Genomic DNA, 20,109 nt, shown 5'->3' with positions numbered 1-20,109 from the left:
GATCCTCACGGTTGTTGGGCTGCGGTGGAGTCGCCCTGCAGCGGCTGCGGGCAGGGAATCAGGGCGGAGATCTGGATGGCGCGCTCGGCGGCCTGCAGGCCGGTTTCGAACAGCATGTCGGTGACGGCGTTGTCATCGAGGCCGCTGTGATCGCGGCAATGGGCCAGCACCACTTCCAGCCGGGCGGCCTGGGCGGGTTGCAGATGCACGGTCACTGGCGTGATGTCGGCGTCCGTGTCGATGGGGCAGGGAATCCAGCTCACCACAGCCCCCCTTCCTGCAGGATTTCGCGCTTGAGGGCCGCGTTGGCGCGGGCCAGTACCGCCTCGGCGTCTTCATGCTGGGTGGCCCGTCGGCGGTCACGGCGGACCCGGGCGCGCAGCAGGCGGGCCACGCGGCGCCGGCGGCTGAGTTCGCGCGGGGCGTGCGTCTCGAACCAGATCAGATCCCGTTCGGCCAGGCGCAGCTGCGCCCGTCGAACTGCGGCCATCAGGCGATGGATCAGCTTCATGTGGGAGTGCCTCCGGAAAGATCGATGGCAATGCGGCGGATGCCGCAGGCGTTGAGCAGGGCGAGCGCGCGGTCTGCGGTGGGAAACAGGCGGAATTGGCCGTTGGTGGTGTGCAGCCAGCGGACTCGATCGGCCGGGCCGGCCGCAACGGCGTATCCCTCTGCGCTGCTCACCAGCGTGATGGGTGTGCCGGGCGGCAACCCGGCCAGGCCGGCCTGGGTGATGGCGGTGCGGGCGTCCATGTCAGGCGCGCTCCACCGTGGTGGCGGTAGCGATTGCCGCGCGCAGCTTGCTGAGTGCCACCGCCTCGGGGTCGGTGCTGCTGGCCAGCCAGCCCTGGCGCCCCAGTACCGCCTCGGCCGCGCGGGCGGCGTCGAGCAACTGCGGCGCGGCGGCGAGCAGCGCCATGTTTGCGTCGTTCTCCGCCAGGGCGTCGGGGAGTTTCGAACCAACGAAACCGAATCCCTGGTGCTCGGCGATCAGGATGGTGTGGATCGCATGCCTGTCAGGGTCCGGCTCGGCCGGAACCAGGACATAGCGGTCCCACATCCACGGTCCGGGGGTGTGTACAGGCGTGTGCACTGCTTGGGTTTCCATGTGGAGCCTCGCTTTTGCGCGGGGTCACTGCTCACGCAGCGACCCGAGACCAGGGATCAGGCACCGATGGGGCGGGTGCAGCGGACGCCGACGTCGCTCCACTCGTCGCTCGGCCAGCCGCGGTTGAGGCAGAACGCGCCGGCGTTGCGCCCCGAGTCCCAGCCGCCCCCGCGGATGAGGGCGTAGCCGGACCAGTCGGTGCCGACCTCGGGGCGCCAGCCCATGCCCTTTTTCATCGACGGATAGGGCCCCTGCAGGGACAGGGAGTCGGCCGCGAACGGGCGGGCGACGAGCCCGTCGGCGTCGCCTTGGACGTCGTCATGGACCCAGGTGAAGGCGTTGCCAGCGACGTCGAACACACGCTCGCCGTTCGAAAGCGCGAACCAGCGGCGCTCGTCCGGATCGGACGATTCGTAGGTGCCGGGCTGGGCGCTGTTCACGTTCCACTTGTGCAGGCCCATGTGGAGCACGCCTTCGCCGACCTTGCCGCCGGTCCAGTTCTCCGGCTGCTGGGCAACGTTCCAGGCCAGCGCAAGGGCCTGGCGTTCGGTGATCAGCGCGAAGCCGGCATCCCGGCAGGCCTGTACGGCGTTGCGGTAGTTGATGCGCACCCAGGGGTCGGCGTCGGCGGCGACTTGGGCGCGGCCGTCGTGGCTGCGGCTGCAGAGGTATCGGCCGACCTGGAAGGCGGGGACGGTGCTGCCGTCGGGGAGAGTTGTCTCGGGGACGGTGGCGAAGTCGGGATGTGCAGACGTCTGCATGGTGGGTTCCATCGGTTCGTAAGGCGATGGAATGATAATAACTGTACAGTTACTGTTCGGTCAATAACTATATGGTTATCTCTGCGTATGCATTAACCTAGTGGTTTACTTTTTCAACCAATAGGTTAATATTCGACCGCGCCAAGAAGAACGATCCAGCGCGACAAGGCCCAGTGAATCGGTAGATATGTGGATAAAGACGGAGAAAGAGTGATGGCTACGGAATTCGGATCGACGGTGCAGCGGCTACGGCAGCTTGCCGGGCTGACGCTGTTTGAAGTAGCGCAGAAGATGAACATCTCCACCGCCTTCCTGTCGGCGGTGGAGAACGGCCGCAAGCGCGTGCCGGAGGACTTCGTGCAGAAGCTGGCGGCAGCTATGCCCGAAGCGAAGGAGAAGGCAGACGAGTTGGAGACGCTCGCCTCGCAGGCCCGTGGTCAGGTGATCCTGCCCTTGCCCAAGGCTACGCAGCAGGACGCGGACCTCGCCACGGTGCTGGCGCGCAAGTTCAATTCACTGTCGCCCACCCAGAAGAAGCGCATCCGCGCCATTCTGGATAACTACAACCCTTGATCAAACAGGAGCGCGGTTTGGTTTCGACACACAGAAAGGAGGGGGTCGTCGTGCCTCCCATGAGCGAGAAGGCCATTGCCACTGCGGCACAGGCATTGCGGCGGGTGCTGAGCCTGGAACACGTTCAGCGCCTGCCTATTGAGATGGTCTATGAGATGCTGTGGCTGTTCGACGACGACGCACGTTTCGAGGTCGTCGAGGATACGCAGTTGGGTGCGGACGATGCACGCACCTACCCGGACCGGAGTCTCATCTTGCTGCGTGAGAGTGTCTATGACGGCGCTGCACGAGGTGAGTGCCGGCCACGCTTCACGATGTGCCACGAGTTGGGACATCTCGGGTTGCATCGCGGTGTGTCCTTTGCCCGCATCAACCCCGCTGCGCCACCGAAGATTTACCAGAACAGCGAATGGCAGGCTGATGTGTTTGCATCTCACCTACTGATGCCTGCGCACTTGATCCAGGGTTACACGAGTGTGGAGGCGGTGATGGCCGACTTCGGCGTGTCGCGCGCGGCGGCCGCGGCCCGCCTGACAAAAATGAGAAAAGGGGCCATGAAGCAGGCTTCATGACCCCTCTTTCAAACCCGCGTGAGCTGCATCAGGTGAGGCAGATCACTGGCGGTGACACGGAAAACCCGTGCGAGCTTGGCGGCCGCAAGTGTAATCCGTGTTACCTCCACCGGGCAATCCCTCGCCTGAAAGGAGGTGGTATGCGTGCCGAAGCAAATGAGTTTTGATTTCCCGATCCCGGAAGGGATGAAGCTGGTGTTCCGCCCTTGGCGGCGGACGCCGGACGGTAAGGTGTTGTGGGCTAAGCATTATGGCCTGCGCGCCTGGCCGATGCTGGTACCTGCCTGATAGTGCAGTCGCCCCGGTTCGCCGGGGCGTTTTTCATGCGGCGTGGAGCGGGCGAAAGTAACCCTTGATGCAGGCCGGATTGATGATGGCGATCTGGATGTGGTTCTGTGCCCGGAAGCCCGCGCCTTCATAGAGTTCTTCGGCCTCGGGAAACGGTGAACGCACCGAATCGTAGGGGGGCAGGTTCCGTTGCGCGCGGTAGTCGTGCAGCGTCTGGATCACCTGACAGTCGAGCTCCCGGTTCAGCTTGTCGGGGCCGCCCGTGTTGCGCTGCAACGTGAGATCCGCCTTTGTGTATATATCGCACAGGGTTCGATACGCCTTCGCGACTTCCTCCAGACCCGTGCGGGTTGTCAGATCAAGGCACAGGCCCAGATCCAGCACCGCACCGACGACATCGGGTTCCTGGATCGGTTTTTTCGCATTGCCGTTTTCAGCCCACTCCAGTGCGCGCTGCGGATCGTTTTCCCAGAAATAGATACCGTGCCCCAGCCATTCGTTCTTGCCTTGAGAGGGGGTGAGGTGGGTACGGCTGCGCTGGCCGACAACCTTGTTGACCGTTTTCTTTTCGGTACCGTGAAAGCCGAGTACCAGCCCTGGGCGTCGCTGGTAAAGCGTCCAACGGTCAGTCATGGATCAGGCGCTTGAGCCTTCCGTCCTTGCCAAGCACGCCGATGCGGCGCAGTGCCTCGCGTGCGGTTTCGGGCGTAGCGGTAACTTCCTTGCGGAAGGCTTCCATGTCATCGAGCAGCGCCTGGCCTGTGAGCATGCGTAGCGGGCTTGCGGCTGCGGTGGCGAGTTCGGGGGGGGCTTGTCTCTTCATGCTCAGGATCTCCGGCAGGGTCGTATTCTGGCATACCCCGGCGGGGGCGTCATTCTTGGGGCAACGTCGAGACCGGTTTGTTCCCTGCTTGCCGCCCCCGTTTGCCGTGCTGGGCGGCTTTGGGTTCTTGCACGGGAGTTGCTGCAGCCTCACCGGCTTGATCGTCCGCCGTGGGCAGGGCGGCGGGCGTCACCACTGTGTGCAGCAGATGCAGGAATTCTACGTCCCGGCGCGAACCCGGGTGCAGTTCGTAAAGCAGCGCCGCAACCATGTGTTCGTGCAGGTCGGGACAGCGCACGTAGCCCTCGGCGAACAGATGGTTGCGGGCTTCGCTGCGGTCGATCACGAAATCATGGGTCGGGTAGTCGTATACCAAGGCGCGGAGCGACTTCTCCGACCGCAGGATGCCGGTGCGGGCGTTGAGTCGGTTTCCGTACGCTTCGGTAATCAACATGGTGCGTTGGACATGGCCCAGGCGGACCGGATCCATCTGGGCGTACAGACCGGAAAAGAGTCCCTGTGTGAGCTGCCGTGCGGTGTCGCTCGCAAACTTGGTGCTCAAGTGTTCCTTCATGCGCATGTCTTTCATGAAGTCCTTGAATGCATCCTTGGCGTGCTTGTGAAGCCGGTCCATCGCTTGAATCATGTCGAGGCCCGAGTTGTACTCTAGGATTTCTTCGCGATTGGCGAGCTGAACATCCATCGGACCAAGCTCGCCACGGTCGCCGATCACGATCTCGTTGAAGCCGATGGCCATCAGCGTACCCGCGCTCTTGCAGGGGCCGTGCACATACAGGATCAGGCGTTCGTAGTGGTGCCCGAGCGCCCGAGCCAAGCGGTAGGCCGCGTGCGGGTCGCCGCCATAGGTGTTGAGGAAGAGGCCGCAGTTCGTGCGCTTGTCTGGGCCGAGCTGGTCGAGCCCGTCGCATACACGCTCGTACCCCTCCCGGCAAATCTCACCCGCATAGAAGAACAGGTCCGCATCGAGCGTGTCCGTGATGCGGGTGATGGCTTCGATCAGCTTCACATCGTGCGGGGCCATGGTGTTCATGCGTTCATTTGTCCTTTTTCTTCAGGCGGTCGAGCGCCTCGCGTACGAAGCGTGTCTTGGCTTGAAGTTCGGCGGTGAGCAGCTTGCGGGCTTCGTCGGTGAGGTCGCCCCGCTCCAGTTCGTGTGCGAGGTCGAACAGAGCCCGACTGACTTCCGGGTTACGCGATGGCGTGGGTGCTTTGCGGGGGAGGCAGAGCGCCGGCTCATCCGAATGATCCACTGCAGTGGTAGGCAGGCGCTCACCTTGTCCTTCGGACGGCGGTAGATCGCTAAGGCGGTCGAGCCAACCACGCGCAAGCCCGAGTTTCATTTCGATTGCGCGGGCGCTTTCAGCACTTACCCCTTGTCGTTCTGACAGCCACCGATGGAGCTGCGGGGGCTTCATGTCGAGCGCGATCGCTAGCCGGAGTGCAACGCCACCAAACTGATCGTTGATGAGTTGCCGCAGCATTGCAACACGGATTTCTTTGTCATCCATGTGCGCAATAGTCGGGCAAACAGTAACCGTATGGTAATTCCCTGTGTGGTTATTGAGTAATAGTAACTGTGCGGTTATCATTCGATCCATGGACCTCAAGACCTACCTCCTATCGATCCCGATGCTCGAACGCGAACGGCTCGCACGTGCCTGCGGGACGAGCTATGCGCATCTGCGCAACGTGGCCTACGGCAGCAAGACCTGCGCCGAATCGCTCGCGATCAACATCGATCGCGAGACCGACGGTGCAGTGCGCTGCGAGGAGCTGCGCGCTGATGTTGATTGGGCCTACCTGCGCGGCACAGCACCACACATAGAAGAGGAGAGCGCCTGACATGACTGCCTCTATCGACTACTCCGGTGACGATTACCCGCGTACCGGCTGCCGCATCGGCATCGACGTCCAGGCCGACGGCTACAGGATGACCGTGTTCGCGCTGGACGGACGCGTGCTGGAAAGCTACGCAAAGGCCGCCAGTGCCCGTGCAATCGGGCGGATGGTCGAAGAGTGGTGCGCCGGTTTCGCGCCGCGCCTCAAGGCCAGCCTGGATGTGAGCCCCAGCCACCCGCCAGGAGACCACCCGATATGAAAACCGTCGTTATCCACGGCCCGCAGGGCTGCGGGAAAACCTTCCACGCCCGGGCGCTTGCCCGCCACTTCGGCTGCACATCCATCCTCGACGGCTGGGATGGGTGTGGCGGTCTGGCCCCCGGCACGCTGGCATTGACCAGTGCGACGGTGATTGATCCGCCGGCCCGGGCAGAGGTGCTGTCCTTCGATGTGGCGATGCAGCGCGCGGGGCTGAAGCGGCTGGTGTTCCTGTCCGCAGAGACGATGCCCGTGGTTATTGAGGACGTGTAACCACCACAACGACATAGTCTGGAGAGTAGTCGTGTATCACCTCCGCAACGATCAACGGGACTGGCCGCAGCGAATCCGTATCGACCAAGAAGGGGGTCTCGATGGCTTCTCCGGGATTCGGTATTCGAGTGGCGAGCATGGAGGGTATCCCGTCCAGTTGTCGGATTCTCCCTTGGTCGGCGGGGTGGACTGCAAACCGAATGCTGCCAATTTTCATGGTGCGCTCCTGTAGTGGTGACGATGACTGTGGTGTGGAAACCTGATTCTATCCGCATGGAGTGCGCCTCCCTTTCAACCGTGTGCAGGGCTCCATCGTATGGGGGCGCTGCCGCGCAACGCAGGTTCGATACGTAATGACCAAGCCTAGGGAGGATGGGGCGCTGTCGCACAGCGAGCGCCTCAAGATCGAGTACGCGCCGGTGGTCCGGGCGCTCTATGTGTGCATGCAGCGCTTCTGCACGCCGGGTATCGAGTCTGGCGTGGCCGAGGTGGCCGAGTTGATCGGGCGCAATGAAGGCACGCTGCGCAACCAGTTCGGGCCGTCCAAGTATGACCACGCCCCCACGGTGCACGCCTTCCTGCAGGTTATCGAGGCACTCGGCCCAGGCGCGCGCCCGGCAGTTGCGGAGATTGCGGATCTGGCCGAGTGCGTGACGATTCCACGGTCACCCAGGGCCGCCCAGGTCGGGGCGCCGCCCGGGGTAGGGGAGGCTTTCTTCGCGTTCCCTCCGGCGGTGGAGCGCAGCCTGCACGCCACCATCGCACGCCTGCAGGCCGGCAAAACGCTGAGCGTGGCCGAGCGCACCGAAGCGCGCGATGCCTTGTTCGACCTGGTGGCCTATGCCGCCTACCTGATCACCCGTGTGAGATAACCCATGGCCGATATTGCCGACATCGCCGCCGAGCGCGAGCAACTGGATACCGCCCGCGCCATCGAGGCAGCACGCAAGCGCTTAACCCTTGCGCCCGTGCCCTGCGGGCACTGCTACAACTGCGACGAGCCGGTGGGCGAGGGGGCAGCCTTCTGCGACGCCGACTGCCGCGACGACTGGCAGGTCCGCAAGCGCCTGCAGGGGATGGCATGACCTTGCCCCGCCTTCCTGTTTTCCCCGTGCCCCTTTGGTGGTTGCAGGCGCCCTTTTCGTGCGTCGATTTCAGTTGCCCCGCCGCGCGCCCTGCTGATGCGGTAAGGCGGGGCCAGGGCGGGGGCCCCTGGGGGATCAAGCTGCACAAGGGGACGGAGAGGCTCGAAATTCGGGTAGGTAGCGGGGGCGGAAGTTACTGAAATGGCCTCCAACTACGATGATGTCGTCTGCCAGCTAGAATCAGTCGGCCTGATCTTCGACAGCCTGGTGGTGGGCAAGCTCACCAGGTGCAAGGTCGAAGGGGAGGGCGAGAAGCGCGGTTGGTATTCGCTGCACGAGATCACGCTCGACGGCGGCGACCAGGTGCTGGTCGGCAGCTATGGCATCTGGTACGGCGACGACAACGGTCACCGGAAAATCGAACTGCGCCGGCGCACGCTGACCGACGAACAGAAAGCCGCGCTGCGTGCCCGCCTGAAGGAAGACCGCAAGCGCGCCGAAGGCCTGCGCATGGCCCAGGCCGAGGCCGCCTCGGCGAAGGCTGAACGCAAGTGGGGCGAACTGAGCTCGGGCGGCGAGCATGACTACCTGACCCGCAAGGGCGTGGGCGCGCACGGCGTGCGCTTCGCGCCCGAGGGCACGCGCATCGACTTCGAGGCGGCCGACGGCAAGATCCACGAAGTGGACGTGGCTGGCGCCCTGGGCGTGCCGATGTGCGACACGGCCGGCCGGGTGTGGGGCCTGCAGTTCATCCTATCGCGCGAACACTCGGCCGAGCGCATCCAGCGCCTCGGCCGCGATAAGGAATACTGGCCCCAGGGCCTGGACAAGATCGGCAAGTTCCACTGGCTGGGCGGCGTGCCGGAAACCGTGGTGCTGGTCGCCGAGGGCTACGCCACCGGCGCCAGCGCACATGCCGCGACTGGCCTGCCGGTGGCGGTTTCCTTCGACGCCAACAACCTGGGCCACGTCGCCCAGGCCATCCACAAGAAGTACAAACGCGTGCGCATCGGCTTCCTGGCCGATGATGACGCCTTCGCCAAGTGCCGCGAGCGATCCTGCCAGGCGCGCCTGGTGGTGGCGGATTCGCCGAGCTGCCCGGCCTGCGGGCAGATGCACGGGCGGCAGAACACCGGCGTGGTTGCGGCCGATACCGCCGCACTGGCGGTCAATGGATTCGTGCTGGCGCCGCGCTTCGCCGATGAAGCAGCGCGGCGGGCCGCCTGGCTGGATCACGGCCAAAAGCTTACCGACTGGAACGACCTGCATGCCCGTGCCGGTTTGGCCGTGGTGCGCTCGCAGATCGAAGATGGGCTTGCCGGGGTGGGCCTTGCCACCGCCCCGGCACGCCGCGCGGCGGCACCACCCAGGGGGGAGGGGGGAGGCGGCTCTGCCGGCCCGGTCGAAATCCGGCCGGTTTCCTCGCTTTCCGAACTGCTCGAACGCTTCGTCATCATCTACGGCGAGGGCGACGTGGTCTTCGACCGCGAATTGCACAAGCTCGTGAAGCTCAAGGACGTGCAGAACCTCACCCTCAGCCGGGAGGTGTATGCGCGCTGGACCGAGTCCGCCGACAAACAGTTCGCCATGCTGGACAACGTCGGTTTCGACCCCACCGGCCGCGACACCATGGTCAGCTGCAACGTCTACGCCGGCTGGCCCACGGTGCCCAAAGCAGGTTCATGCGAGCTGCTGCTCGAACTGCTGTGGTACCTGTGCAGCGGTGAGCGCAACGCGGAAGAGGTGTATGACTGGCTGCTGAAATGGCTGGCCTACCCCATCCAGCACCCGGGCGCCAAGATGGCATCTGCCGTGGTCATCCACGGCAAGCAGGGCACCGGCAAAACGATGTTCTTCAAGGCCATCACGCGCATCTACGGCACCTACGGCCTCACCATCAACCAGTCCGCGGTCGACAACCCCCGCAACACCTGGCTCGCCAGCCGGCTGTACGTGCTGGCTGAAGAAGTGGTGGCGCGCAAGGAGCTGCATCACGTCAAGAACGCACTCAAAGATCTGATCACCGGCGACACCGTGTATGTCGATCCCAAGTTCGTCAATCCATACCCCGAGCGCAACCACGTCAACATCACTTTCCTCTCGAACGAAACCCTGCCGGTGATCCTGGAAGACGATGACCGCCGGCACCTCGTCGTCTGGACGCCCGAGGCGCCCCAGTCCGGGAACTTCTATCGCATGGTGGAAGAGGAGATTGAGGCCGGCGGCATCGCCGCCCTGCACGACCACCTGCTCAACCTCCCGTTGGGCGACTTCCACAAGCACACCAAGCCGCCGATGACCCGGTCGAAAGAAGATCTGATCGATCTCTCGCTCGACAGTACGACCCGGTTCTGGCGTGCCCTGGTTCAGGGCGAAATCGAGGGTGTTCGGCCCAAGACCATCGCCCTCAGTACCGATTTCTACAAGCTCTACGCCTACTGGTGCAGCCAGATAGGCGTGCATGCAGCCCCCATGCCCAAGCTGATCGACACGCTGAAAAAGAAACACGGCATGAAAGTCGGGCGCAAGCGTTGGTCGGACCAGTACAAGACGCACGGACCACATGGCGTCTGCATGATTCCCGAGCATCAACCCGGCGGCGGCACCGTCACGGTGATCGAACCCGAGCGCCCGCCCGATCTGCAGGAACCCGTCTGGATCGGCCGTCTTGTCGAGGCGTTCCGGGCTGCGGTCCGTGACTACAAGGGGGGCGGCCATGTGTGATTCGGCCCGGCTTGTGCGGTATGTGCGGCACGCCGTGCGGGATGCCGTGCGGCATCAAACCCGCGCCGTTATTGGGCTGTGCGGTATGTGCGGCAGTCTCGCGCGCCTGCTTGCATGGAAACTGAATAGCGAGCAACGCGCATGCGCATTCCCCCATGTGCGCGCCTCTATGCCGCACATACCGCACATACCGCACACCCGCCAATTTACGCGGGTTTCTGCGTGCTTCATGCCGCACAACCCATCCGCACATACCGCACACACCTTTGTTCACCCGTTGTTCTGGAAAAGGGGGGAAGAAGTGGAAGAGAAGGTCGAAGGGAGGGGCGTCATGCAGTGCAGCCAGGAAAACGTGGGCGAATTCAATACCCGGCTCCGCGCGGAGTTGCCGGAGTTCTATGCCCTGGCCAGGGCCTTTCACTCCCTCGGCATGATCGATGGTCTGCGTGGGGCCAGCATTGGCCCGGCTGGCAGCCTGGGCAGTGGCGGGGTGGTACCGGAGCTTTCGGGCGCGGCGGAGGAGCGGCTCAAGGCGAAACGCTTGGCGGAGGGGGTAAGGGGATGATGGCCCGAGACGACTACCAGCACGCCCTGACCACTCGGCCGGACTGCAACGCCGGTCTGCCGCTGGAAGACTGGGCGGTGTGCTTTGGCATTTTGCACACCGCTGCCAGCGAGTTTTCAAGCCCACTGGAACAAGCCTGCGCCTTTCATCGGGCCTACACCTATTCCGGCCTCAAGGCTTGGCTCGGCGACGAACCACAACCACCTGCTCGCCGGAATCCGGCTCTCTGACTGGGCTTGAGACCAGACTATGATCTGCGCACCACGTTTGAAAATCCTCCCAACCGCCACGGAAGTAGCCGTTGTGCAGGGCCATCCACATCATCTCCAGTTCGCCGGCGTGGTCGATTTGGTTGATCAGTACCAGTGCTCTGAATTTGTTCACGGAAGCCTCCATGTCAAAGGGAATGAACGTAGGGGTACGTGCATTCTCGCATGGCATGCGGAGGCTTCCACCTTTACAGCCGCTCGCATCGTGGCCTATCCTCTCGCTGTCGCTGGCAAACAACCGGCGACCGGGGGTGAGAGCCCGAATCGGAGCGGCGATGAGCCGCACAGCGTTTGCCTTGCGGCTTTTTTGCGCCTAGGTGTGCCCTTCTACGGGCGGCACCGGGCGGGGGAGCCGCAAGGCTCGCCGGTGCTCCGCCGGTCTCTCAACCCCGTTCGGATGCCGCCCACCCGTTTGAGAGCGGGCAGGCGGTTCGCAACGAACCGAACGGAGCACACCATCATGGCCACCACCACCCAAGGCGCGTCCGCGCCCACCCGTACCGCCGCAGAGCGCCCCCTTATAGAACGTCGCTCGTTCCCGCCCCGTACCGCCCCCCTCACCGATCTTGATTTCGTTGCAGACGTCCGCATCGAGCGCAAAACGCGTCGCTCGTTCTGGGCGGTGCCGCAAACAGACGACTACGGTCATGCCAACAACGTGGGTCGCCAGTACGCATGCGACTTCGTTCAGTGGCTCAAGGATAACCCCCGAAGTGCTGGCTCGAACCTGCTCGGGTGGGTGGTAAAAGACATGGCAGAGGTCGAAGAGGCCGCCGCTGCCAAAGGCTATGCGGTGGGCTTCTGGTGCTTCATCGAGCTTCTGCTCCTGCAGGCGGCGAACCGCATTGACCACTACGCGTTGGCCGAAGCCGATGCACAGCGCTACGCCGCCATCCTTGCCATGCCGGAAGACGGGGAGAGCGATCATGCTGCCTGAACCGCACATGCCCGAAATCGTCGTCGAGCACCACGGCGAGCCCATGACCACCAGCTTGGCCATTGCCGACGGCGTCAAGATCGAGCACGCCTCGGTCATCAAACTGGTACGGAAATACGCGGAAGACATCGGCGCATTCGGTGAAATCGGATTTGAAATCCGATTAAACCCCCACGGCAAGCCGACCGAGATCGCTTGGCTTAACGAACAGCAATCCACCTTCCTGCTCACCCTGATGCGCAACTCGCCCATCGTCGTCGAGTTCAAGAAGGCGCTGGTGCGCGCCTTCTTCGCCCTGCGCGACCGGGTGCGGGCTGCGCACGCCGCCCCCGGCCCCTTCCTCACCGGCAACCCGGCCCACGCCGCCGACCAGCTCGTGAGCGCGGACCGCATCTTCCGCAGCATCCTGCGCAGCTGCCGCAGCGCCGGCCTGCCGCTGCCGCGCGCGCTCGCCCGCGCCAACGAAGTTGCCCGCCACCGCACCGGCATCGACCTGCTGGAAGAACTGGACGCGCCGGACCTCACCGCCGGCAACCCCGCGCTGTTCGACCCGCTCGGCGTCCACGCCTTCTGCGACGCTTGGCTGTCCGGCGCCGTCCCGCTGCCGGCGCTGCCCTGCCGCAGCGCGGACCTGCATGCCGCCTACCGCCACTGGCGGGCGGCCAGCGGCGAACCCGCCGGCATCCTGCCCCGCGTGATCGCCGCAATGACCCGCCGCCCCGATCTGCGCCACCGCCGCGCCCGCTACCTGGACGAAGCGGGCAGGGCAGTGATGGCTGGTTTCGTGCTCCCCGAACACGAACTGATGCCGCCGGCCGGCGTGTTGCAGCCTGAGTGGCTTACCGCTCGCGCCCGTGAGTTCGCCCACGCCCTCGCCACATGGAGATCCCCGCCCGGATGACCCACCCCGAAACCACCTTCAAAGCCTTCGCCGAAATCATCGGCTGCCGGCCCAGCTACGTCACCGAGTTGCGCAAGTCGGGCCGCCTGGTACTCACTGACGACGGCCGTGCCGTGCGAGTGGCCGAATCCATCGCCCGCATCGAAGCCACGCGCGACCCGTCCCGCGCCGGCGTGGCCGAGCGGCATGCCGCCCAGCGCGGCGCCCCGCTGGCGACCGTCGGCGACGATGCGCCGGGTGGCGACGTTCCGGAAGAGCCTGACACCGAAGGCAATCCCGACTACCAGCTCTGGAAAGCCCGCCGCGAGCGTGCAGCAGCGCTGCGCGAAGAAATGCGCTTGGCCGAAGAGGCCAAGGAATACCTGCGCCGGGGGGATGCAGCCGCCGTCGTCGCCGAGGCCTTCGTCATGCTCCGCGCGGGGCTCGAAGCCCTGCCCGACAACCTGGCGCCGGTGGTCGCCGGCGAAAACGACGAAGGCCGGGTGCGCGTGCTGCTCGCCGAAGAAATCGAAAGCATCCTCGGCAACTGCGCCGCCGAGCTGCGCAAGCTCGGCCAGGGGGAGGGCTGACGCATGGGCGCACCCGAGCAATTCACCCTGGACGAACTGATTCCGCAGGCGAACGTGCTGTGCGACGTCATCGCCCGCGCCATCGAACCGCGCAAGGCGATCACCGTGTCCGAATGGGCGGATGCCAAGCGCAGCCTCAGCAGCAAGAGCAGCCCCAAGCCCGGCCGCTGGCGCACCAACAACAATCCGCCGCTGCGCGAACCCATGGACTGCATGAGCGTGCGCAGCCCGGCGCAGGACATCGTGCTGATGTTCCCAATCCAGTTCGGCAAGTCAGAAGTGGAAACCAACGCCCTCGGCTACATCATGGACCAGGCCCCCGGCCCGGTCATGGTCGCCTTGCCGGGCGAAGTTTCCATGAACAAGTGGATCAACCAGAAGCTCAATCCGCTCATCGAAGAAACCGCCGCCGTCCGCGAATCCCTCACCAGCAACAACAGCCGCAACGCCGCCAACCAAAAGGAATTCAAGGATTTCGCCGGCGGCCAGCTCTACGTCGAGCATGCCGGCACCACCGTGCGTTTGAAGCAGACCACGGTCCGCTACCTGCTGGTCGACGAGATCACCGAATTCGCCAATGCCCTGCGCACCGGCGACGACCCGCTGAAAATGCTCGAAGGCCGCACCTCCGCCTTCCCGGACCGGTACAAACGTCTGTACGTCGCCACGCCAGGGGTCAAGGGCGCTTGCCGCATCTCCGATATGTGGGAACGCTCCGACCAGCGCCTCTACCACGTCGACTGCCCCCACTGCGGGCACAGCCAGCCCCTGGAATGGGATGGCCTCATCTGGCCGCAGGGTGCGACCGCCGAAACCATTGACCGCGCCTGGTACGTCTGCCGCGACTGCGGCAGCATCATCGAAGAGCACCACAAAACCCAGATGCTGCGCGACGAAAAGGCCGGCGGCACCGCGCGCTGGGTACCCATGCGCCCGGGCCGGCGCATGCGCGGCTACCACATCAACTGCCTGTACTACCAGATTGGCATGGGCCCGCGCTGGCTCGACCTTGCCCGCATGTTTCTCGAAGCCCAGGGCGACCCCGCCGCCCTCAAGACCTTCACCAACGACCGCAAGGCCCTGCCGTGGGAAGACCGCAGCCTCAAGAACGTACGCGCCAACCTCATCCAGGACCGCGCCGAACCCTACCCGCTGTTCTTCGCCCCCATGGGCGTCGTTTGGATCACCGCCGGCGTCGATACCCAGGATGACCGCCTCGAAGTGCAGATCGTCGGCTGGGCCAGGGGCCGCCGTGCATTCATCCTCGGCTACGCCGTCCTCACCGGCGACCCGCAGCACGAAGAGGTCTGGACCGAACTCACCGATCTCATCAACCGTGGTATCCGCCACGCCTGCGGCCGCGTGCTGCCCATCAGCGCCACAGCCATCGACGGCCGCGGCCACCGCACCCAGGCAGTCAAGGACTACGCCCGCAAGGGCCTCATCCGCCGCCCCATGCCCATCTTTGGCGCCAAGGCGGCCAACGCCGTGCCGCTCTCAAAGCCCAAGATCGAAGACACCGACCACAAAGGCAAGGCCGACCAAACCGGCAACGCCCTGCGCTCCTGGACGGTGGGCACCATCGCCATCAAGCACACCCTGTACCGCCGCCTGGCGGCGGACGCGGAAGAGCAGCAGGGCAGGGCGGACGATGCTCCGCTGGATCTGTCGCGCCGGCACTTCCGCTTCTCCGACCAGTTGCCGGACGGCTACTTCGCCGGCCTGGTCGCCGAGATCTTCGACCCCGCCAAGGGGCGCTACGTCAAACGCAAGGGCGCCGCCCGCAACGAACCGCTCGACACCCTGGTGTATGCCTGGGCCGCCACCCAGCACCCCGAGCTGCAACTGGAAAAAAAATCCGCCAAGGATTGGGAAGCCGACGAACAGCGCATCCTCAACGGCGCCCCCGTCTTGCCGGTGGAAGGCGGCCCGCCCGCCCCGCAGGTGAGCGCCGTGCCAGCCTCGACCGAAGCACCGGCACCCGTACTGCCTGCAGAAGCGGCTGAGCTGCCGGCCGAATTCTCCCCGGCCGTGGTGCCACCCGTCATCCCCCAACCCCCGGCATCACCGCCGCCCCAGGCCCGCGCGCCGGCCGTGCCGCGCCGTACCCGCCGTGCCGCCACCTCCCGCTACCTCAACAACCGATAAGGACGCCACCATGCAAACCAACCTCATCGACGACATCGGCGCAGCCATCGGCACCACCGCCGCCATGCGCCTGCTGGCGCTGTTTGGCGGCACCCGGCTCTACGTGCCCGACCAGATCGGCGCGGACCACCCCATCGCCCTCGCGCTCGGCCTGGCGCCCTCGCGCCTGCTGGCCGAGCACTTCGGCCGTGAGCAGCTCGACCTACCGGACGCGGAGGATTTCCATCGCCTGCGCCGTGTGCGCTGCGTGGCCGGCCTGCTGCGCGGCGGCACAGCACAGCGCGACGTGGCGCTGATGGTAGGCATCTCCACCAAGCAGGTGGGACGGTATCGGGCGGAGGCCGAAGGGCTGGGGCTGCTGCCGTTGGTGTTCGAGGGTGACCCACCGGCCTGAACGGGACCGTACGCATGAAATTCGGGATGGATGTGCGTTGGGGGAGAATGCCCGCCGAGCCCGGGCTGTGTCCGAAGCGAATGCCATAGTATCCTTCACCGTCAGGCTCAACGTACGGGGAATGGTGATGGGACAGCGCTTGGGGTATGTGCCGTTGGTAAACGGGGAAGGTGGGCTGGAAGATACGGAACCGTTCGAGCTCAGTATCGACCTCAACGTGCTCGACCATCTCGGCATCAACCTGTACAGCAACCTCCCCGCCGTTCTTACCGAGGTCGTCGCGAATGCCTGGGATGCCGATGCCGAAACGGTGACCATCGACATGTCGACCGAGGGTGTGATCGTCATCACCGATGACGGCCACGGGATGACGCGCTCCCAGATTCAAGGGCGTTATCTTCGTGTCGGTTACCGGCGTCGGTTGGAAGAGGGGGCCGCCCGCTCCCCCAAGTTCGACCGCCCAGTGATGGGACGTAAAGGGGTCGGAAAATTGGCGGTCTTCTCTATCGCGAGGTCGGTAGAGATGCATTCGGTTTCCGGAGGGGTAAAAGCCGGATTGAAAATGACCGAAGAGGGTATTCGGGCAGCGATGGCGGCGAAGGAGAAATACCACCCAGAGTCCGTGCCGCCGGATGCCATCGATATCGAAGCCGGAACCAGGTTGATATTGCGCGATCTTAAGCGGGAACGCTTACGCAGGGACGATCTCAGAGCCCGCCTTGCGCGGAGGTTCAGTGTAATAGGCGGGCGGAATTTCTCTGTCCTCGTGGATGGTCGACCTCTCGGCGAAGGAGACCGCAAGGAACTGTCCGCGCTCCAGTTCGTCTGGCAGATCGGAGAGACGTCGCTTCCGAGCAGCATCGAACCGGTACGCTCTGGTGTTCTGGAGGACCGTTTGTCTGGCTGGACCGACCCTCAGTGGTGCGTAAAGGGATGGATCGCAACGGCGTACGAGCCGAAGAACCTCAAACAGCCCCCGGATAACCTGAATGCCATCGTCGTCTTGGCACGCGGGCGGCTCTTCCAGGAAAACGTCCTCGACAAGATCAACGACGGCCGGATGTACACGAAGTACCTGACCGGTTACATTGAGGCTGACTTCCTTGATGAGGACGAGCTCGCTGATATCGCTACGAGTGACCGGCAGAGGGTCATTGAGGACGATCCGCGTTATCAGGCTTTGCTCGCCTATCTGGCGTACGTGTCACGGACTGTCGTTTCTAATTGGGATGCATGGCGAGTGGAAGAAGACCATTCTCAGGCAATTGCGGATAATCCCGCGTTGGCCAAATGGCTGGATAGATTGAAGGGGGCCGGTTACAAGAAGCAGGCCGAGCGGCTTATTTCCCGGATCCATAAGCTCAGCGATGATCAGGACGAAAAGCGGATTCTGTATCGACATGCGATGCTCGGATTCGAGCGTCTCCGTTTGACAGGGGGAGCAAACGAGTTGGAACAAGCCCTGGAGAGTGGAATAGATGTTCTGATGAAGTTGCTGGCAGATAGAGATGTGCTCGAAGCGTGTTTATACCGAGATATCGTGCAGAATCGGTTGGAGGTGATCCGTTCGTTCGAGACGCACGTCGGCGAGGATGAAAGAGAGAGGGTTTTACAGAAATATCTTTTCGAACATTTATGGCTTCTCGACCCCGCATGGGATAGAACGCCCGGTAGCGAAATTATCGAGAAGCCGGTGCATGCCGAATTTAAGAATGTCGATGCCGAACTCGATCCGGATGAGCTGAGAGGGCGGGTAGATATCAAGTACCGAAATACTACTGGCCGCCACGTTATTGTGGAGTTGAAACGGGCAAATCGTGTTCTTGGTGTCGAGGAATTGGTAAAACAAGGGCGTAAGTATCAGAAAGCATTGCAGAAATGTTTAAAGGCCCTGCAGCGTGAAGGGGAGCCGTATGAGGTCATCTTCGTAGTGGGAAAACCTCTGCGTGATGCCGATGAACATGAGTTCGTGAAGAATCAGTTGGACTCGATCAGAGGTCGTGTCCTTACCTATCAACAATTGATCGAGAGAGCATTGACGGCATATGCCGGATACCTCGATAAAACCAAGGATCTCGATCAGATCCAAGAGATTATCGATCAATTGTGAGCGACCCACTAGCCGGGGAGCGCCGCTCCGCCCTGATGCGCTCGGTTCGTCGGAGCGACACCACCCCGGAAATCGTCGTTCGGCGGCTTCTTCATGCGTTGGGTGTGCGCTTTCGGCTACATCGTAAGGACCTTCCCGGTACGCCGGATATCGTATTGCCGGGCCGACGTACCGTGATATTCGTGCATGGCTGTTTCTGGCATCGGCACGAAGGGTGCTCGAAAGCCACTTTCCCGAAGACCCGCCGCGATTTCTGGTCGGAGAAATTCGTGGCGAACGTCGCGCGTGATGTGGCCAAGACTGCCGCCCTCGAGGGGGACGGTTGGAAGGTGCGGATCGTATGGGAATGTGAGACCCGTGACCGCTACACGCTGGCCTTGCGTCTGGCCGACGAACTCGGGATTGCCGAGCCGGATGTCAGGCAGCGTTTCGGCGAGCGTCCGGAGTCGTTTCGGAAGACAGCGCCTTGACGTGTTCCAGCAGGCTCTGCCCGATGATTTCCCCGAGCCTGGGCGGCACCGCATTCCCGATCATCCGGCCGACTGCCGTAAGACTGACCGGCTCGTCGGGCCGGGTGAATACGTAGTCTTCGGGAAACGACTGCAAGAGCGCAGCTTCTCGCAGCGAAATGGCCCGATCCTGCTCCGGATGGCCAAAGCGGCCGTTACCGAAGCCGTGGCACTGGGTTGTCATGGTAGGTGATGGCGCATTCCATTCCATACGCCCGTAAACGCCCGGATACGTCGAACCGGACTCCTTCTTGTGGCATTTCGCGACCAACTCTTCCGGCCAGTCGCGCCACGTACCCCCCGGTCTGGATGCCCTGATGCGCGAAAGATTCAGCGGGGACAGCCCGGCCGCTTTGTGAAGCGGATCGTTCCCGTGGGTTTCACCGGCCGAGATGGGTGGTAGGTGGCCGATTGCGTCCTGAACGGTACGGAGGGCACCGGCGTGGGTCGGTCCGATCAGCGAGATCGGGCCGAGCTTCGAGGCCAGAAGCACATGCCGTGTACGAGTCTGCGGTAGGCCGTATTCCTGACACTTGACCGTACCGGCCCACACCTTGTAGCCCTTCGATTCGAGCGTCTGCACGAAGTCGTGATAGACCTTGTGCTTGACCACGTTGGGCACGTTTTCCATCGTCACCAGTTCGGGCTCCAGCTTGCGGATGAGGCGAGCGAACCGGTAGAGCAACGGCCATTTCGGGTCGGTCTTCGATTCTCGCCCGTTGCTGTAGTTGGAAAAGGGTTGGCATGGTGCACACCCCGCCAACAGGCGGACGGCATCGGGCGAGTAGAGGCGTTCGACCTCCTTGGGTTCGACCGCCCCGACGTCCTTCTCGAAGAATTTGGCGCCAAGGTTCCGTTCGTAAGGATGGCTGCACGCGGTGTCGACGTCGAAACCGCCGCGTACGACGATGCCCGCCTGCTGCAGACCGTAGGAGAGCCCTCCCACCCCGCAGAATAAGTCTACCGCCTCAATTGCCGTGTTCGCCATACCATAAATCTTCTTCGTTGTGCCGTGGGCGCCAGTCGGTACCCTGCGCGACGATACTATTTTTGCTTGGTATCGGTAAGGGGGTAGGTTCCCGGGACATCCGTCCCCTGCCTATAGCTCCACCCCTTCGCCATCCTGTGCCCATCTCCACTCCGGCACAGCACCATGGCCGTCTCCCAAGCCGACATCGATGCACTCACCTCCGCGATTGCCAACGGCGAAAGGTCCGTCAGCTTCCGCGATGGTCGTCAGGTTCAGTACCACTCGCCGCAGGACCTGATCGCTGCGCGTGACTACCTTGTCCGCCTGAAGGCCGACGAGGATGCGGTGGCGACCCGCAAGCCCCGGCGCCGAGCGGTGCGCCTGTATTACGCCGGGCGAGGCTTCCGGTGAG

The 20,109-nt window shown here is 63.7% G+C and carries 29 protein-coding genes; 18 read left to right on the top strand and 11 right to left on the bottom strand.

Features of this window, described 5'->3' with window-relative positions:
• Window positions 1–5: 5 nt before the first annotated feature.
• From E6C76_RS20335 to E6C76_RS20315, 5 genes are read right to left on the bottom strand one after another with little or no spacing between them, the layout of a single operon-like run.
• The gene (locus E6C76_RS20335; RefSeq protein WP_136350092.1) at window positions 6–263 is read right to left on the bottom strand and encodes a hypothetical protein; all 258 of its coding nucleotides are present in this window, start codon (window positions 261–263) and stop codon (window positions 6–8) included.
• A complete protein-coding gene (locus E6C76_RS20330; RefSeq protein ID WP_136350091.1) occupies window positions 260–511 on the bottom strand; it encodes a hypothetical protein in 252 nt (83 codons plus the stop codon). The genes E6C76_RS20335 and E6C76_RS20330 overlap by 4 nt, the downstream gene beginning before the upstream one ends.
• Window positions 508–753 carry a hypothetical protein gene (locus tag E6C76_RS20325; RefSeq protein ID WP_136350090.1) on the bottom strand — a complete coding sequence of 82 codons (246 nt, stop codon included), beginning with the start codon at window positions 751–753 and terminating at the stop codon, window positions 508–510. Before E6C76_RS20325 ends, E6C76_RS20330 begins: the two co-directional genes overlap by 4 nt.
• A 1-nt stretch (window position 754) precedes the next feature.
• Complete coding sequence (locus E6C76_RS20320; RefSeq protein WP_136350089.1) at window positions 755–1,108, bottom strand: hypothetical protein; 354 nt, start codon at window positions 1,106–1,108, stop codon at window positions 755–757.
• A 56-nt stretch (window positions 1,109–1,164) separates the two neighbouring features.
• Window positions 1,165–1,869 carry a hypothetical protein gene (locus E6C76_RS20315; RefSeq protein WP_136350088.1) on the bottom strand — a complete coding sequence of 235 codons (705 nt, stop codon included), beginning with the start codon at window positions 1,867–1,869 and terminating at the stop codon, window positions 1,165–1,167.
• A gap of 213 nt (window positions 1,870–2,082) precedes the next feature.
• Here E6C76_RS20315 and E6C76_RS20310 point away from each other — a divergent pair, with 213 nt between their 5' ends.
• From E6C76_RS20310 to E6C76_RS22145, 3 genes are all read left to right on the top strand, one after another.
• Window positions 2,083–2,442 (top strand): helix-turn-helix domain-containing protein, encoded by a 360-nt coding sequence (locus tag E6C76_RS20310; protein ID WP_136350087.1) that lies wholly within the window; start codon window positions 2,083–2,085, stop codon window positions 2,440–2,442.
• A gap of 59 nt (window positions 2,443–2,501) precedes the next feature.
• Window positions 2,502–3,014: an ImmA/IrrE family metallo-endopeptidase gene (locus E6C76_RS20305; RefSeq protein ID WP_136350086.1), complete on the top strand. Its 513-nt coding sequence runs from the start codon at window positions 2,502–2,504 to the stop codon at window positions 3,012–3,014.
• 144 nt (window positions 3,015–3,158) lie between these two features.
• Window positions 3,159–3,302, top strand: a complete 144-nt coding sequence (locus E6C76_RS22145; protein ID WP_168734397.1) for a hypothetical protein — start codon at window positions 3,159–3,161, stop codon at window positions 3,300–3,302.
• A 33-nt stretch (window positions 3,303–3,335) separates the two neighbouring features.
• On the opposite strand, the gene E6C76_RS20300 is transcribed toward E6C76_RS22145, so the two are convergent.
• Genes E6C76_RS20300 through E6C76_RS20285 form a run of 4 tightly spaced genes read right to left on the bottom strand, consistent with a single transcriptional unit; the run spans window position 3,336 to window position 5,654 of the window.
• On the bottom strand, window positions 3,336–3,935 hold the full coding sequence (locus tag E6C76_RS20300; protein ID WP_136350085.1) for a hypothetical protein: 600 nt from the start codon (window positions 3,933–3,935) through the stop codon (window positions 3,336–3,338).
• Window positions 3,928–4,125 carry a hypothetical protein gene (locus E6C76_RS20295; RefSeq protein ID WP_136350084.1) on the bottom strand — a complete coding sequence of 66 codons (198 nt, stop codon included), beginning with the start codon at window positions 4,123–4,125 and terminating at the stop codon, window positions 3,928–3,930. The genes E6C76_RS20300 and E6C76_RS20295 overlap by 8 nt, the downstream gene beginning before the upstream one ends.
• A 49-nt stretch (window positions 4,126–4,174) precedes the next feature.
• Window positions 4,175–5,176, bottom strand: a complete 1,002-nt coding sequence (locus tag E6C76_RS20290) for a S49 family peptidase domain-containing protein (RefSeq protein ID WP_136350083.1) — start codon at window positions 5,174–5,176, stop codon at window positions 4,175–4,177.
• A gap of 4 nt (window positions 5,177–5,180) precedes the next feature.
• Window positions 5,181–5,654: a helix-turn-helix domain-containing protein gene (locus E6C76_RS20285; RefSeq protein ID WP_136350082.1), complete on the bottom strand. Its 474-nt coding sequence runs from the start codon at window positions 5,652–5,654 to the stop codon at window positions 5,181–5,183.
• 88 nt (window positions 5,655–5,742) lie between these two features.
• Here E6C76_RS20285 and E6C76_RS20280 point away from each other — a divergent pair, with 88 nt between their 5' ends.
• The 7 genes from E6C76_RS20280 to E6C76_RS20250 all read left to right on the top strand — a co-directional run bounded on the left by E6C76_RS20280 (window position 5,743) and on the right by E6C76_RS20250 (window position 10,890).
• Window positions 5,743–5,988 (top strand): YdaS family helix-turn-helix protein, encoded by a 246-nt coding sequence (locus tag E6C76_RS20280; RefSeq protein WP_136350081.1) that lies wholly within the window; start codon window positions 5,743–5,745, stop codon window positions 5,986–5,988.
• 1 nt (window position 5,989) lies between these two features.
• Window positions 5,990–6,244 (top strand): hypothetical protein, encoded by a 255-nt coding sequence (locus E6C76_RS20275; protein WP_136350080.1) that lies wholly within the window; start codon window positions 5,990–5,992, stop codon window positions 6,242–6,244.
• Window positions 6,241–6,516, top strand: coding sequence for an AAA family ATPase (locus tag E6C76_RS20270; RefSeq protein WP_136350079.1), 276 nt, complete (start codon window positions 6,241–6,243; stop codon window positions 6,514–6,516). The genes E6C76_RS20275 and E6C76_RS20270 overlap by 4 nt, the downstream gene beginning before the upstream one ends.
• Window positions 6,517–6,869: 353 nt before the next feature.
• Entirely contained in the window at window positions 6,870–7,388 is a 519-nt protein-coding gene (locus E6C76_RS20265; RefSeq protein ID WP_136350078.1) for a helix-turn-helix domain-containing protein, read from the top strand.
• A gap of 3 nt (window positions 7,389–7,391) precedes the next feature.
• A complete protein-coding gene (locus E6C76_RS20260; protein ID WP_136350077.1) occupies window positions 7,392–7,601 on the top strand; it encodes a DUF2116 family Zn-ribbon domain-containing protein in 210 nt (69 codons plus the stop codon).
• A gap of 201 nt (window positions 7,602–7,802) precedes the next feature.
• The gene (locus tag E6C76_RS20255; RefSeq protein WP_136350076.1) at window positions 7,803–10,325 is read left to right on the top strand and encodes a DUF5906 domain-containing protein; all 2,523 of its coding nucleotides are present in this window, start codon (window positions 7,803–7,805) and stop codon (window positions 10,323–10,325) included.
• Entirely contained in the window at window positions 10,318–10,890 is a 573-nt protein-coding gene (locus tag E6C76_RS20250) for a hypothetical protein (RefSeq protein WP_136350075.1), read from the top strand. Before E6C76_RS20255 ends, E6C76_RS20250 begins: the two co-directional genes overlap by 8 nt.
• A 171-nt stretch (window positions 10,891–11,061) precedes the next feature.
• Here the strand turns inward: E6C76_RS20250 and E6C76_RS20245 are convergent, their stop codons facing one another.
• Window positions 11,062–11,274, bottom strand: a complete 213-nt coding sequence (locus E6C76_RS20245) for a hypothetical protein (RefSeq protein ID WP_136350074.1) — start codon at window positions 11,272–11,274, stop codon at window positions 11,062–11,064.
• A gap of 345 nt (window positions 11,275–11,619) precedes the next feature.
• On the opposite strand from E6C76_RS20245, the gene E6C76_RS20240 reads away from it, so the two are divergent.
• From E6C76_RS20240 to E6C76_RS20210, 7 genes are all read left to right on the top strand, one after another.
• Window positions 11,620–12,096, top strand: a complete 477-nt coding sequence (locus E6C76_RS20240) for a hypothetical protein (RefSeq protein ID WP_136350073.1) — start codon at window positions 11,620–11,622, stop codon at window positions 12,094–12,096.
• Window positions 12,086–12,997 carry a Rha family transcriptional regulator gene (locus E6C76_RS22140; RefSeq protein WP_168734396.1) on the top strand — a complete coding sequence of 304 codons (912 nt, stop codon included), beginning with the start codon at window positions 12,086–12,088 and terminating at the stop codon, window positions 12,995–12,997. The genes E6C76_RS20240 and E6C76_RS22140 overlap by 11 nt, the downstream gene beginning before the upstream one ends.
• Entirely contained in the window at window positions 12,994–13,566 is a 573-nt protein-coding gene (locus E6C76_RS20230) for a hypothetical protein (protein ID WP_136350072.1), read from the top strand. Before E6C76_RS22140 ends, E6C76_RS20230 begins: the two co-directional genes overlap by 4 nt.
• 3 nt (window positions 13,567–13,569) lie before the next feature.
• Window positions 13,570–15,714 (top strand): phage terminase large subunit family protein, encoded by a 2,145-nt coding sequence (locus E6C76_RS20225; RefSeq protein ID WP_136350071.1) that lies wholly within the window; start codon window positions 13,570–13,572, stop codon window positions 15,712–15,714.
• Window positions 15,715–15,724: 10 nt separating this feature from the next.
• Window positions 15,725–16,108, top strand: coding sequence for a hypothetical protein (locus tag E6C76_RS22135; RefSeq protein ID WP_168734395.1), 384 nt, complete (start codon window positions 15,725–15,727; stop codon window positions 16,106–16,108).
• Window positions 16,109–16,175: 67 nt separating this feature from the next.
• Window positions 16,176–18,218, top strand: coding sequence for a BbrUII/HgiDII family restriction enzyme (locus E6C76_RS20215; protein ID WP_230976346.1), 2,043 nt, complete (start codon window positions 16,176–16,178; stop codon window positions 18,216–18,218).
• Window positions 18,215–18,688 carry a very short patch repair endonuclease gene (locus tag E6C76_RS20210; RefSeq protein ID WP_136350069.1) on the top strand — a complete coding sequence of 158 codons (474 nt, stop codon included), beginning with the start codon at window positions 18,215–18,217 and terminating at the stop codon, window positions 18,686–18,688. Before E6C76_RS20215 ends, E6C76_RS20210 begins: the two co-directional genes overlap by 4 nt.
• On the opposite strand, the gene E6C76_RS20205 is transcribed toward E6C76_RS20210, so the two are convergent.
• Window positions 18,636–19,715: a DNA cytosine methyltransferase gene (locus tag E6C76_RS20205; protein ID WP_136350068.1), complete on the bottom strand. Its 1,080-nt coding sequence runs from the start codon at window positions 19,713–19,715 to the stop codon at window positions 18,636–18,638. The genes E6C76_RS20210 and E6C76_RS20205 overlap by 53 nt on opposite strands.
• Before the next feature lie 165 nt (window positions 19,716–19,880).
• On the opposite strand from E6C76_RS20205, the gene E6C76_RS20200 reads away from it, so the two are divergent.
• Window positions 19,881–20,108, top strand: a complete 228-nt coding sequence (locus tag E6C76_RS20200; protein WP_136350067.1) for a phage head-tail joining protein — start codon at window positions 19,881–19,883, stop codon at window positions 20,106–20,108.
• Window position 20,109: the final 1 nt, after the last annotated feature.

The organism is Pseudothauera nasutitermitis (assembly GCF_004801295.1).
GTDB lineage: Bacteria > Pseudomonadota > Gammaproteobacteria > Burkholderiales > Rhodocyclaceae > Pseudothauera > Pseudothauera nasutitermitis.
This window is presented reverse-complemented; position numbering and strand designations above follow the sequence as displayed.